11 protein-coding genes are annotated in these 12,318 nt (G+C 63.9%); 3 read left to right on the forward strand and 8 right to left on the reverse strand.

The genetic code is table 11. The features are described from left to right. Positions 1-137: 137 nt before the first annotated feature. Positions 138-902 (reverse strand): GntR family transcriptional regulator, encoded by a 765-nt coding sequence (locus X750_RS140495; RefSeq protein WP_023688568.1) that lies wholly within the window; start codon positions 900-902, stop codon positions 138-140. A gap of 167 nt (positions 903-1,069) precedes the next feature. On the opposite strand from X750_RS140495, the gene kynU reads away from it, so the two are divergent. Further along, on the forward strand, positions 1,070-2,317 hold the full coding sequence (gene kynU, locus X750_RS140490; RefSeq protein WP_023696564.1) for a kynureninase: 1,248 nt from the start codon (positions 1,070-1,072) through the stop codon (positions 2,315-2,317). 106 nt (positions 2,318-2,423) lie between these two features. Here the strand turns inward: kynU and kynA are convergent, their stop codons facing one another. Then, the gene (kynA, locus tag X750_RS140485; RefSeq protein ID WP_023748414.1) at positions 2,424-3,260 is read right to left on the reverse strand and encodes a tryptophan 2,3-dioxygenase; all 837 of its coding nucleotides are present in this window, start codon (positions 3,258-3,260) and stop codon (positions 2,424-2,426) included. Further along, positions 3,257-4,882 carry an AMP-binding protein gene (locus X750_RS140480; protein ID WP_023748415.1) on the reverse strand — a complete coding sequence of 542 codons (1,626 nt, stop codon included), beginning with the start codon at positions 4,880-4,882 and terminating at the stop codon, positions 3,257-3,259. Before X750_RS140480 ends, kynA begins: the two co-directional genes overlap by 4 nt. Positions 4,883-5,048: 166 nt before the next feature. Here X750_RS140480 and X750_RS140475 point away from each other — a divergent pair, with 166 nt between their 5' ends. Continuing rightward, positions 5,049-5,879: an alpha/beta hydrolase gene (locus X750_RS140475; RefSeq protein WP_031243408.1), complete on the forward strand. Its 831-nt coding sequence runs from the start codon at positions 5,049-5,051 to the stop codon at positions 5,877-5,879. A gap of 45 nt (positions 5,880-5,924) precedes the next feature. Here the strand turns inward: X750_RS140475 and glp are convergent, their stop codons facing one another. The 5 genes from glp to X750_RS140450 are packed head-to-tail and all read right to left on the reverse strand — an operon-like array spanning position 5,925 to position 11,369. Then, on the reverse strand, positions 5,925-7,130 hold the full coding sequence (gene glp, locus X750_RS140470; RefSeq protein ID WP_023738721.1) for a gephyrin-like molybdotransferase Glp: 1,206 nt from the start codon (positions 7,128-7,130) through the stop codon (positions 5,925-5,927). Then, positions 7,131-7,613 (reverse strand): cyclic pyranopterin monophosphate synthase MoaC, encoded by a 483-nt coding sequence (gene moaC / locus X750_RS140465; RefSeq protein WP_023688563.1) that lies wholly within the window; start codon positions 7,611-7,613, stop codon positions 7,131-7,133. Positions 7,614-7,615: 2 nt separating this feature from the next. Then, a complete protein-coding gene (gene trpC, locus X750_RS140460; protein ID WP_023671049.1) occupies positions 7,616-8,428 on the reverse strand; it encodes an indole-3-glycerol phosphate synthase TrpC in 813 nt (270 codons plus the stop codon). A 3-nt stretch (positions 8,429-8,431) separates the two neighbouring features. Continuing rightward, positions 8,432-9,442: an anthranilate phosphoribosyltransferase gene (trpD, locus tag X750_RS140455; protein WP_023712346.1), complete on the reverse strand. Its 1,011-nt coding sequence runs from the start codon at positions 9,440-9,442 to the stop codon at positions 8,432-8,434. 31 nt (positions 9,443-9,473) lie between these two features. Then, positions 9,474-11,369: a peptidyl-prolyl cis-trans isomerase gene (locus X750_RS140450; protein WP_031243411.1), complete on the reverse strand. Its 1,896-nt coding sequence runs from the start codon at positions 11,367-11,369 to the stop codon at positions 9,474-9,476. Between the two features lie 147 nt (positions 11,370-11,516). Here X750_RS140450 and tpiA point away from each other — a divergent pair, with 147 nt between their 5' ends. Continuing rightward, positions 11,517-12,287 carry a triose-phosphate isomerase gene (gene tpiA / locus X750_RS140445; RefSeq protein ID WP_023688559.1) on the forward strand — a complete coding sequence of 257 codons (771 nt, stop codon included), beginning with the start codon at positions 11,517-11,519 and terminating at the stop codon, positions 12,285-12,287. Positions 12,288-12,318: the final 31 nt, after the last annotated feature.

The following is a 12,318-nucleotide window of genomic DNA, read 5'->3' on the forward strand; positions in this document are numbered from 1 at the left end:
TTGTGTTCCGCAACCTTTTAAAGTTTAATGAATGTGTTGACGTTTTGTTCAGCGTGACGTTCGGCACCGCCGAGCGGCGCTCGTAGTCGTTGGCCGGCAACGGGGTGAAACGAAGACAAAGTGCCCTGCGTCGTCGGCTACGATCGCCGCTTCCTTTTCGGACGGGGCTGCGCAGCATCCGCGCCGGGTTCACTCTGGGCATAGACCTGCAGCGTGTAGCCGATGTGAGCGGTCATCAGAGTTTTCGCACGTTCGACGTCGCGATCGAGGGCCGCTTCCATCAGGGCGGTATGGTGTTCGATCGCCACGGCGTCGCGCAGGGCCGCCACGGCCTTCCGGTGGCCATCCGTGCGGCCGGCGGCGGCGCGCAGCGTCGGGGCCAGACCCAGAAAGCGGTGATGGCGATGCAATTGGTCGGAAATCGTCGCATTGAAGCGCAGCAGCCAGCTGGATGTCGCGGCACTGAGCAGCGCCGCATGGAAGGCATCGTGTTTTTCGTACCACGCGTCGACCGCATCATCCGATGGATCGTCGAGAACAGACCCGCACCGTGAGAGACGATAGTGGGCGGCAACGACCGCGTCTTCCCACTCACGGTCGCCCTCCTCGATCGATTCCACCAGCAGGGGCAGTTCGACCACCAGCCGCGCACGCGCCAAATCCTCGAGCTCCGCCCGAGAGACGGGAGCGACCGCAAACCCGCGGTTGCTGATGGCGGTCACAAGCCGTTCCGCCTCCAGCCGCGACAGCGCCTCGCGCAACGGCGTCCAGCCGATGCCGTAGGTGTTGCGCAGCGTGCTCAGCTTCAACGGCGCGGCAGGCGCCAGCCGGGTCGCAAGAATATCGCGCCTGAGCAGGCGATAGGCCGCTTCCGTCTTCGAGGTCTGCTCGTCATCCAGCATCGTGATCCATCAGACATAAACGCTCGGCGGATCATTATATATCAAAGCCTTTCAATGGGTGAATTATATATAATGTTTGACAGTTCAAGGGCGACCACTCAAGATCGCCGGCATGTTTGGGCGGCAGGCTCCGCCGCGCGCGTTTGTCCATGGAGGGGCGCCGGATCATGAGCACGACACCCGATCTCGCTACAATCGAAGCAATGGATGCCGCCGATCCGCTGCGCTCCATGCGCGAACGCTTTGTCTTGCCGCAAGGCGTGATTTATCTCGACGGCAATTCCCTGGGCGCCGCGTCAGCGGTCGTCTTCAGCGAACTGCAGCAGGCCGCCACGCAGGAATGGGCGCACGACCTCATTCGCGCCTGGAACACCGCCGGCTGGTTCAACATGCCGGTGGAACTCGGAGATCAGCTCGGGCGACTGATCGGCGCGGCTGATGGGCAGACGGTGGTCTGCGACACAACCTCGATCAACATCTACAAGCTGCTGCACGCAGCGCTCGGCATGCGGCCGGATCGGTCGGTCATCGTTGCCGAGGGCGACAGTTTCCCGACCGACCTCTACATGGCCGAAGGCGTCGCCTCGACCCGGCCGGGAACGCGGCTGCGGCTGGAGGGCGTCGACGCGGCCGCAATCGAGGAGCTGATCGACGACAGCGTTGCCGTCATCCTGGTCAACCACGTCAACTACAAATCCGGCCAGTTGCGCGACATGGCGGCGCTGACGCGCAAGGCACATGACGCCGGCGCGCTGATCATCTGGGATCTCTGCCACACGGCCGGCGCCTTGCCGGTCGAACTTGACCGTGCCAATGCCGATTTCGCCGTCGGCTGCACCTACAAATACCTCAATGGCGGCCCGGGCTCGCCAGCCTTCATCTACGCGGCCGAGCGCCACCATGACGATGCCCACCAGCCGCTCAGCGGCTGGTGGGGCCATGCGCGGCCCTTTGCCTTCGAGCAGGGCTTTGCCGTCGGCAGCGGCATTCGCCGCTTCCTGTGCGGAACGCAGCCGGTGCTGTCGATGCGGGCGCTCAAGGGCGCGCTCGATATCTGGAACGACGTCGATATGGCGGCGGTGCGCAGAAAAAGCATCGCGCTGACCGACCTGTTTATCCAGCTCGTCGAAGCCAGATGCGGCGCCTACGGGCTTGAACTGGAAAGTCCTCGCGACGGCAGCCAGCGCGGCAGCCAGGTGTCGTTCCTCCATCCGCATGGCTATCAGGTGATGCGCGCGCTGATCGAGCGCGGCGTGATCGGCGATTTCCGGGCGCCGTCGACCATCCGTTTCGGCTTCACGCCGCTCTATGTCGGATATGGCGATGTCTGGCAGGCGGTCGAAGTCCTGGAGGATATTCTGCGCACCGGCGCCTGGCAGGACGCCCGCTTCGCGGTGAAGACCGCGGTCACCTGAGGAACTAGAGCAATTTCAGGAAAAGTGTGAAGCGGTTTTCCGTCCGCAATTGCGTCAAATCAAAGAGCTAGAGCATTTCGCCGTTTACGTTAAACGGTGAAATGCTCTAGAGCCGGGTGCGGACCGTCCAGAGCTCCGGAAACAGCACAACCTCCAGCATCTTCTTCAGATAGGAGGCGCCTGAGGTGCCGCCCGTGCCGCGCTTCAAGCCGATGATGCGCTCGACCGTGGTGACGTGGTTGAAGCGCCAGCGGCGGAAGTAATCCTCGAAGTCGACCAGCTTCTCGGCCAGTTCGTAGAGCATCCAGTAGCGCTGCGGGTCGCGGTAGACGGTTTGCCAGGCAGCCAGCACGTCTTCGTTCTCGACGCGCGTCTCGCGCCAGTCCGTGCGCCCGGCATCGGCGCCGATGTCGAAGCCATTGCGCGCCAAAAGCAGAAGCGCCTCGTCGTACAGCGACGGCGTGGCCAGGATCGCTTCCAGCCTGTCCGTAAGATCGGGCCGGTGCTTGTGCGGCCCGAGCATGGCTAGGTTGCGGTTGCCGGCCATGAACTCGATAGCGCGGTACTGCCACGACTGGAAGCCCGAGGATTGGCCGAGCGCGTCGCGAAACTCGGTGTATTCGCTTGGCGTCATCGTGCGCAGCACGTCCCAGGCATTGTTGAGCTGCTCGAAGATGCGCGCGACGCGAGACAGCATCTTGAAGCTCGGTTCGAGGCGGTCGGCGCGGATAGAGCGGATCGCGGCGCCGATCTCGTGCAAAGCGAGCTTCATCCACAATTCCGATGTCTGATGCTGGATGATGAACAGCATCTCGTCATGGGCCGAAGACAGCGGCGCCTGCGCATCGAGCACCTTGTCCAGCTGCAGATAGTCGCTGTAGGACATCCGCTCCTTGAACGACATCTGCGCGCCATCGGACGCCGGATCGTGCGGCTTAATCAATTGCTCTTCTCCGCGCGCAACCGGAAGCGCTGGATCTTGCCGGTCTGGGTTTTGGGCAAGGCGTCGATGAACTTCACCGAACGCGGATATTTGTAGGGCGCGATCGTTGCCTTGACGTGGTCCTGCAGGCGTTTGACGGTCAATGCGTCCGGCGAAACACCTTGCACAAGCACGATATGCGCCTCGACGATCTGGCCGCGTTCACCGTCCTCGGCGCCGGTCACCGCGCATTCGGCGACGTCGGGATGCGAGAGCAGCGCCGCTTCGACCTCGGGGCCGGCGATGTTGTAGCCGGCGCTGACGATCATGTCGTCGGAACGCGCGGCGAAGTGGAAGAAGCCATCCTCGTCCTGCGTGAACGTATCGCCGGTGAGATTCCAGCCATCGCGGACATAGTCCTTTTGCCTGGCATCGGCCATGTAGCGGCAGCCGGTCGGGCCGCGCACCGCCAGCCGGCCAGTAGAGCCGCGCGGCAGCTCCCGCATCTCGTCATCGACGATGCGTGCCTGATAGCCGCCAACGGGTTTGCCGGTGGAGGCCGGCTTCATGTCGTCGAAGCGGTTGGAGATGAAGATATGCAGCATCTCGGTGGCGCCGATCCCATCGAGGATCGGCTTGCCGGTCTTCTCAGTCCATTCCTCGAAGACAGGCGCCGGCAGCGTCTCGCCCGCCGAAACCGCGACGCGCAGCGAGGACAAGTCAGCGCCTTGATCCATGGCCTTGAGCATGGCCCGATAGGCGGTTGGAGCGGTGAAGGAAATGGTCGCTTTGTATGTCTCGATGATGTGGATCATGTTGGGTGGCGTCGCCTGTTCCAGCAGCGTCGCCGCGGCGCCGAAGCGCAGCGGGAAGATGGCGAGCCCGCCAAGACCGAAGGTAAAGGCAAGGGGCGGGGAGCCGACGAAGATGTCGTCGGGCGTCACCTCCAGGATTTCGCGGGCATAGGCGTCGGCGATGATCAGCAGGTCGCGGTGGAAATGCATCGTCGCCTTCGGCACGCCGGTGGTGCCGGAGGTGAAGCCGAGCAGGGCGACATCGTCGCGGCCGGTGTTGATGGCAGTGAAGGTGACCGGCTTGTCGAGGGCGGCGCGGTCGAGTTCCGCGTCATGGTTGGCCGTGCCGTCGAAGCCAATGACCTGCTTGAGATACGCACTGCCCTTGGCGCAGGCGGTCATCTCGTCCATCAGCCTTGTATCGCAAAGCGCAACCGTGATTTCCGCCTTGTCGACGATCTTGGCGAGTTCGCCGGCGCGCAGCATCGGCATGGTGTTGACGACCACCGCGCCAACCTTGGTGGCGGCCAGCCAGCAGGCGACCATGGCCGGGTTGTTGGCCGAGCGGATCAGCACCCGGTTGCCCGGCTTGACGCCATAATTCTCGACCAGGGCATGGGCGAGCCTGTTGGTCCAGTCGGACAGTTCCTTGTAGGTGCGGCGGCGGCCATTGCCGATCAGCGCGGTGTGGTCGCCGAACCCTTTTTCGACCAGCCTGTCGGTCAATTCGACGCCGGCATTTATGTGGTCGGGATAGGCGAAGCCGTCGAGCAAAAACTCCGGCCATTGCTCCGGCGGCGGCAGGTTGTCGCGCGAGAATGTGTCGATATGCGCTGATGGCCCAAGCATTTTCGGCTGCCCCTGTCTGCCTCGCGCCCATGGCTGAACAAGGCGCAGGATCGCACCAGTCGAAATTTGTTTCAAGCCTAAAATGTTTTTAGGTCGCAGCATTGACGCCGCCCTGTTCGGCGGCCATTCCTGTCGACTGAACTGAAGCCATCCGGGAGGGATGCAGATGCTCCAACATCGTGTCGCCGATTGGGACAATGCCTACGCCAACGGCGACAACATTGCCGGCAGCAATCGCTGGCCGGCCGCGTGGGACACACCGGCACAGGCTTTTCGCGACACAATGTCGGCGTCCGGTCGGGCCAAGCTCGACATCGCCTATGGCCACAGCCCGCGCAACAGGCTCGATCTGTTCCTTCCCGATGTCATGCCCAAAGGGCTCGTCGTCTTCATCCATGGCGGTTACTGGAAGGCGTTCGACAACAAGCCATGGTCGCATCTGGCCAACGGCGCGGTTGCCAATGGCTTTGCCGTGGCAATGCCGACTTACACGCTTTGTCCCGACATACGCATTTCCGGCATCGTTAGGGAAATCGCGGCGGCGATCGGCAAGGCGGCGACGATGGTCGGCGGGCCGGTGATCCTGACCGGGCATTCCGCCGGCGGCCATCTCGCCTCCAGGATGGTGACGACAACGACGCCTCTGGCCGCCGATGTGGCCGGCCGCATACGCAATGTCGTCTCGATCTCCGGGGTTCATGATCTGCGGCCGATCATGCGGACGGGGATGAACGCGACACTGGCCATCGATGAAGCGGAAGCACTGGCCGAAAGCCCTGTTCTGCTGCGCCCCATGCAGGACGCGCGCATCACCTGCTGGGCCGGCGGCGGCGAGCGGGCGGAGTTCCTGCGCCAGAATGCGCTGCTTGCCAACATCTGGATCGGCCTCGGCGCCACGACCAGCACAGTGGTCGAGCCGGACCGGCATCATTTCAGCATCGTCGACGGGCTTGCCGATCCGACACATCCGCTGACGCGGACATTGCTGGCGGAGTAACAACCAGTCTTATCTCTTGGAATTAACGGCTTGGATCCGCGACCTTCAGCGCAACATCAGAACGCTGCAAGCGGCGCCTGCTTCTGCCGCCGGAGCGAAGGGCTCGCGCACGATCAGGCCGGTGGCGTCGGCCAGCATTCTCAGCATCGAGGAATCCTGGATGCCGAACGGCGTCGCCACCAATGCGCCGGCTTCTTCCCGGACCACGGCGCGCACATAGTCTTGCCTTAGATCATTGGCCGGCATCGCGGCGCCAAGCTGAGCCTGGCGGATGTCCTGCCGGTGGGGACGGCCGCCGAGCTGCGCCAACAGCGGCTTCAGGAACAATTGCGAGCAGACCAGGCTCGCCACCGGATTGCCGGGCAGGCCGATGCACCTGATATCGCCCAGCCGCCCGAACATCAGCGGCTTGCCCGGGCGCATGGCGAGCTTCCAGAAGTCGAGCTTCATGCCTTCGCCGGTCAGCACGTCATGGACGAGATCATGGTCGCCGACCGAGGCGCCGCCGAGCGTGACGATGACGTCGGCTTTCGCATTGACCGCCTTTTTCACCAGCGCCGCGATCGCTTCCTTGCGATCGGCCGCTATACCGAGATCGAGCGCGCGAGCGCCGACCGACTGCGCCACAGCAGCGACGCCATAGGCGTTGGACGAGATGATCTGGTCGGGGCCAGGTTCGCTGCCCGGTGGCAGCAATTCGTCGCCGGTGGCGATGATGGCGACCAGCGGCCGTTGCACCACGTTCAACCGGGGATGATTGGCCGATGCCGCCAGAGACAATGCAGCCGGATCGAGCACGCGGCCTTTTTCCAGCAGCACGTCGCCTTGCGCAAAATCCAGTCCAAGGCGGCGGATATTGCGGTTCTTCGCCGTCGGCTCGGTGACCTCGATCCGGCTACCGCCGAGATCGCGGACATTTTCCTGGATGACGATGGTGTCTGCGCCTTCCGGCAGCGGCGCGCCGGTGAAGATGCGCACGGCTTCCGCCTTGCCGACAGTGCCGTTAAAGCCCCGCCCTGCGGGCGCCATGCCGATCACCGAAAGCCTCGCCGGAGCGGACGCCACATCCTGCGCCCGTGCGGCATAGCCGTCCATGGCAGATGCATTGAAAGGCGGCTGGGTACGCAGCGCCACGACCGGCTCCGCCAGCACCCGGCCGGCCGCATCCGCCAGCGCGACGCTTTCACCGGGCAACGCCACAGCGCCGTCGAGGAGGCGTTGAAGCGCCTCGGCGACCGGAACCAGCGCCATTTACGAACCCGCCTTGTAGTTGCCGGACTTGCCGCCGGTCTTTTCCACCAGCCTGATGCCGGAAATCACCATGGCGCGGTCGACCGCCTTGGCCATGTCGTAAATGGTCAGGCACGCCACCGACGCCGCGGTCAGCGCCTCCATCTCGACCCCGGTCTTGCCGGTGACGCGGGCAAGCGCGGTGACCCTGAGGCCGGGCAGCGTGGTGTCCGGCTCGATGTCGACCGACACCTTGGTCAAAAGCAGCGGATGGCAGAGCGGAATCAGCTCATGCGTTTTCTTGGCAGCCATGATGCCGGCAATGCGCGCGGTGCCCAGCACATCGCCCTTCTTGGCGTTGCCGTCGAGGATCATTTTCAGCGTTTCGGCCCGCATCGAGACAAAGCCCTCGGCGACCGCCGTGCGCGTCGTCTCCGCCTTGTCGCCGACATCGACCATGTTGGCCTCGCCCTTGGCGCCGAGATGGGTGAGGGCGGCTGCCATCCTCAGATGGCCTCTGCTTTCGCCTTGCCTGTCAAAAGCAGCCGCGTTGCCGCAGCGACATCCTCTTGCCGCATCAGGCTCTCGCCGACGAGGAAGGTGCTGATGCCGGTCTTTTGCATCCTGAAGCAATCGTCGTGGGTGAAAATTCCGCTCTCGCTGACCAGCAATCGGCCGCCCGGCACCATCGATGCCAGCCGTTCCGAGGTCTCGAGGCTGGTCTCGAATGTTCTGAGATTGCGGTTGTTGATGCCGATCAGCTGCGACGAGAGTTTTACCGCGCGCTGCGTCTCGGCCTCGTCATGCACCTCGATCAGCGCGTCCATGCCGAGTTCGAACGCGGTCGCTTCCAATTCGCTCGCCAAGGCATCATCGACGCTGGCCATGATGATCAGGATGGCATCGGCGCCCCATGCGCGAGCCTCGTAGACTTGATAAGGGTCGAACAGGAAATCCTTGCGCAGCGCGGGCAGGGACACTGCCTTCCGTGCACTGATGAGAAATTCCGGCGCGCCCTGGAAGGATGGCGCATCGGTCAGCACCGAAAGACAGGCGGCACCGCCTTTCTCATAGGCCTGCGCCAGTGCGGGCGGGTCGAAATCGGCGCGGATCAAGCCTTTGGATGGGCTTGCCTTTTTGATCTCGGCGATCAGGCCGAAGCTGCCCGATCTGCGCTTCGCCTCAAGCGCCCTCAGAAAGCCACGCGGTGCGTCGGCATCCTTGGCTCGCGCCTTGATCTCGGCCAACGGTATACGCGCCTTCGCCGCCGCGATCTCGTCCCGCTTGTAGGCCTCGATCTTGCGCAGAATGTCAGCCACGGCTCATCCGTTCGAAATCTCGACCAGCCTGTCGAGCACGCCCAGCGCCCGGCCGCTGTCGATGGCCTGTGTGGCCGCGGCCATGCCGTCGGCAAGCGTCGTCGCCTTGCCGGCCACCACCATGCCGGCGCCGGCATTCATCAGCACCGTATCGCGATAGGCCCCGGCAGCACCTCTCAGCATGTCGCGCAACGCCGTGGCATTGTAGGCGGCGTCGCCGCCGCGCAACTCGTCCTTGGTGTGGCGCTGCAGGCCGACGGCTTCCGGGGTGAGCGTGAAATGGCGGATCTCGCCGCCGGCCAATTCCGCCACCTGCGTTTCGCCGGTGGTGGTGATTTCGTCATAGCCATCCCCATGGACCACCCAGGCATGCTCGGTGCCCAACGCCTTCAATGTCTCGGCCACCGGCACGATCCATTCCGGCAGGAACACGCCGACCATCTGCCTGCTGACGCCGGCCGGATTGGACAGCGGTCCGAGCAGGTTGAAGATGGTGCGCGTGCCGAGCTCGACGCGGGTCGGGCCGACATGCTTCATCGCCGGGTGGTGCGCCGGCGCGAACATGAAGCCGACGCCGGCCTCCTGGATGCAGCGGCCGATCACCTCTGGCGGGATATCGATCTTGACGCCGAGCGCGACCAGCACATCGGCGGCGCCCGTCAGCGACGACAGGCCGCGATTGCCGTGCTTGGCGACCGGCACGCCGCAGCCGGCAATGACGAAGGCCGAAGCGGTCGAGATGTTGACTGAATGCGAATTGTCGCCGCCCGTGCCGACAATGTCGATGGCGCCCTCAGGAGCTTCGACGCGCAGCATCTTGGCACGCATGGTGGCGACGGCGCCGGAAATCTCGCTCACGGTCTCCCCGCGCACGCGCAACGCCATCAGGAAGCCGCCGATCTGGCCCGGCGTCGCGTCGCCAGACATGATGATGTCGAAAGCTTCGCGCGCTTCCTCGAAGGTAAGCCCGGTTCCCGTGGCGACCTTGGCGATATGGGTCTTCAGGGCGCTCATTGGGCCAAGACGTTCATTGGGCTAAGGCCATTCATTGGGCGAGGGCTTGGGAAACGGCGGCCTGGTCGACGCTGACGGCGTACTGCGTCTGCAACTGCGCCACCAGCTGGTCGAGCAGATCGTCGGACATGCCTTGCGTGAAGGATTTTTGCGCATCGTCGGGTACCGAGCTGGCGTCGGCTCCAGCCGGCTCGAACACTTCGGCGACCTTGAACAGGATCTGGCCGTCGCCGGTGGGCGAGGGGATCAGCCCGGTGCCGCCTTCGCCGACGCCGAACATCGCAGCAGCACCCTCCTTGCCGAAATCGACATCGTCGGCCTCGCGCTTCACGCCGCGCTTGGTCTGCTTTTCAAGCTTCAGTTCGCCGGCGATGACGTCGAGTGTGGTGCCAGCCTTGAGGCGCTTGTCGAGTTCGTCTGCTTTCGCGGTCAGCCGCTTGGTCGTTTCCTCTGTCGTCCAGTCCGCCACCACGCGCTGGCGGACTTCGTCCAGCGTGCGGTCGCGAGCCGGCGTGATCGATGTCAGTTCATAGAACACGAAGCCGTTGTTAGGCGTGGTCAGGGCTTGATTCTCGGTGTTGGGCTCGGCCTCGAACACCGCCTTGATGAGGTCCGGCGATGCCGGCAGGTCCTTGATGATGGTGCCGTCCGGCTTGAGGCCGGTGCGGTCTATGGCCTCGACGGTAACGTCCTTGAGCTTGAGTTTGGCGGCGGCTTCGGCCAGCGTGCTGCCGGCGGCGCGGGTGTCTTCGTAATTGTCGTGCACGTCGAGCAGTATGCGGCTTGCTTCGCCAAGCGCCAGATCCTTGCGGATCTGGTCTGACACTTCCGCCAGCGGCTTCACCGTTTCCGGTTTGATCTCGGTAACGCGCAAAAGCACCGGACCGAACGCGCCCTGGACGACCGGGCTGACTCCGTTGACGGCAAGCGCGAATGCGGCATCGGCGACCGCCTTGTCGGTGATCTTATCCTTGGAGAGCGTGCCGAGCAGCGTGTCGGCCGGGGTCTTGCCCTGCGCGGTGACGATCTTGTCGAAAGTGGCGCCCGTCTTCAGCGAATCGGATGCCGCCTTGGCGGCGTCCGCGGAAGGAAACACCAGCTGTTCGATGGTGCGCATTTCCGGTGTGGTGTAGCGGCCCTTGTTCTTGTTGTAGTCGTCGCTGACCTGCTGGTCCGTTACGGCGCTGACATCCATGATGTCTTCGGGCTCGAGCCGGACATAGGAGAATTTGCGGTATTCTGGCGCCGCGTAGGTTTTCTTGTTGGCCTCGAAATAGGCCTGAAGCACGCTGTCGGATGGCGCCTCGATGGGCTCCACCAACGCCTTTGGCAAGATCAGATAGTCGATGGTGCGGTCTTCGCCGCGATAGAGCGCAACTGCCTTGAAGAAGGTGTCCGGAGCCTTGAGGCCGTCCGAAACCGCTTCGACGATCTGCTGGCGCACCGCCACCTGAGCCCGGTTCTTCAGATAATCCTCCGGCCGCATTCCCAGTTCGCGCAGCCGGGATTCGAACAGCCGGCGGTCGAACTGGCCATTCGGGCCTTGGAAGGCGGGTTCCTGCCGCGTCAGTTCGGCCAGCCTGTCCTTGGAGAAGCCAAGCCCGAGCTTGCGCGCCTGTTCGTCAAGGACGGCGCCGGACACCAACTGAGCCAGCACCTGGTTGTCGATGCCATAGGCCTTGGCCTGGTCGCGGCTGATGCGCTGGCCGATCTGCTGCTGCAGCATGGCGATCTGGCGATCGTAGGCGAGGCGGTACTCGGTGATCGACACGGTGGTGCTGCCGGCGGTGATCACCGCATGATGGCCAGCCAGGAAGCCGCCCGTCATCCGCGTGGTGACGCCCCAGGCAAGGAAACTCAACACCAGCAGCGACAGCAGGGCTTTCGCGACCCAGGTCCCTGCCGCGCTTCTCAATATACCAAGCATTGTTACTTCCGATTTTTGCGCAGTTTTGCGTGCGCCCGAGTCTGAAACAAGCGCAATAGCGCCCTTCCGGCTCACTGTCGATTGCTTTGTGGCCTGATTTTGATAGGGAGGGCGAGACCCCAATGTCGCCCGGAGAACCAGATCCCCATGACGCCAGGAATTCGACCGCTCGTTGCCGGCAACTGGAAAATGAACGGCACCAGCGCTTCGCTGAACGAGCTCAGGATGATCGGCAACGGCTTCATGAGCGGGCTCGACGCAGAGACCGAAGCATTGGTCTGCGTGCCGGCGACCTTGCTGTCGCGCGCCGTCGAAATCCTGTCGCGCACGCCGGTGCGGGCCGGTGGCGAGGACTGCCACATCAAGGAAAGCGGCGCCTTCACCGGCTGCGTCTCAGCCGAGATGCTGAAGGATGCGGGCGCCAGCCACGTCATTGTCGGCCATTCCGAGTGCCGCGAACAGCGCAGCGAGGACGATGCCATCGTCCTCGCCAAGGCCTCGGCGGCGTGGCGGGCAGGGCTCGTCGCCATCATCTGCATCGGCGAGACCAAGGCCGAGCGCGAAGCGGGCACAGCACTCGACGTGTTATCGCGCCAGGTCGCCGGCTCGGTGCCACCGAGCGCAACGCCCGCCAACACCGTTATCGCCTACGAGCCGGTATGGGCTATCGGCACCGGCCTGACGCCGACCGCCGAAGACGTGGCGGAGGCGCACGCGCATATCCGCCAAAAACTGGCGGAAGCGCTCGGCGCAGCCGTGGCCGGCAAGATGCGCATCCTCTATGGCGGCTCGGTCAAGGCGTCCAACGCTGTCGAACTGCTAGGCGTCAAAAACGTCGATGGCGCGCTGGTTGGCGGCGCCAGCCTGAAGGCGTCCGACTTTCTCGCCATCGCCGAGGCATACCAGAATATCTCGTAGGCCCCGGAATTTCGTTGCCGACCAGTTCGGT

The sequence above is a fragment of the Mesorhizobium sp. LNJC391B00 genome (assembly GCF_000502535.1).
Classification (GTDB): domain Bacteria; phylum Pseudomonadota; class Alphaproteobacteria; order Rhizobiales; family Rhizobiaceae; genus Mesorhizobium.

Excerpts from the sequence above, each read along its gene's own strand:
- kynU (WP_023696564.1), top strand. The coding sequence starts at position 1,070 with ATGAGCACGACACCCGATCTCGCTACAATCGAAGCAATGGATGCCGCC.
- moaC (WP_023688563.1), bottom strand. The coding sequence starts at position 7,613 with ATGGCAGCCGCCCTCACCCATCTCGGCGCCAAGGGCGAGGCCAACATG.
- X750_RS140475 (WP_031243408.1), top strand. The coding sequence starts at position 5,049 with ATGCTCCAACATCGTGTCGCCGATTGGGACAATGCCTACGCCAACGGC.
- trpD (WP_023712346.1), bottom strand. The coding sequence starts at position 9,442 with ATGAGCGCCCTGAAGACCCATATCGCCAAGGTCGCCACGGGAACCGGG.
- X750_RS140480 (WP_023748415.1), bottom strand. The coding sequence starts at position 4,882 with ATGCTTGGGCCATCAGCGCATATCGACACATTCTCGCGCGACAACCTG.
- X750_RS140450 (WP_031243411.1), bottom strand. The coding sequence starts at position 11,369 with ATGCTTGGTATATTGAGAAGCGCGGCAGGGACCTGGGTCGCGAAAGCC.
- glp (WP_023738721.1), bottom strand. The coding sequence starts at position 7,130 with ATGGCGCTGGTTCCGGTCGCCGAGGCGCTTCAACGCCTCCTCGACGGC.
- X750_RS140495 (WP_023688568.1), bottom strand. The coding sequence starts at position 902 with ATGCTGGATGACGAGCAGACCTCGAAGACGGAAGCGGCCTATCGCCTG.
- tpiA (WP_023688559.1), top strand. The coding sequence starts at position 11,517 with ATGACGCCAGGAATTCGACCGCTCGTTGCCGGCAACTGGAAAATGAAC.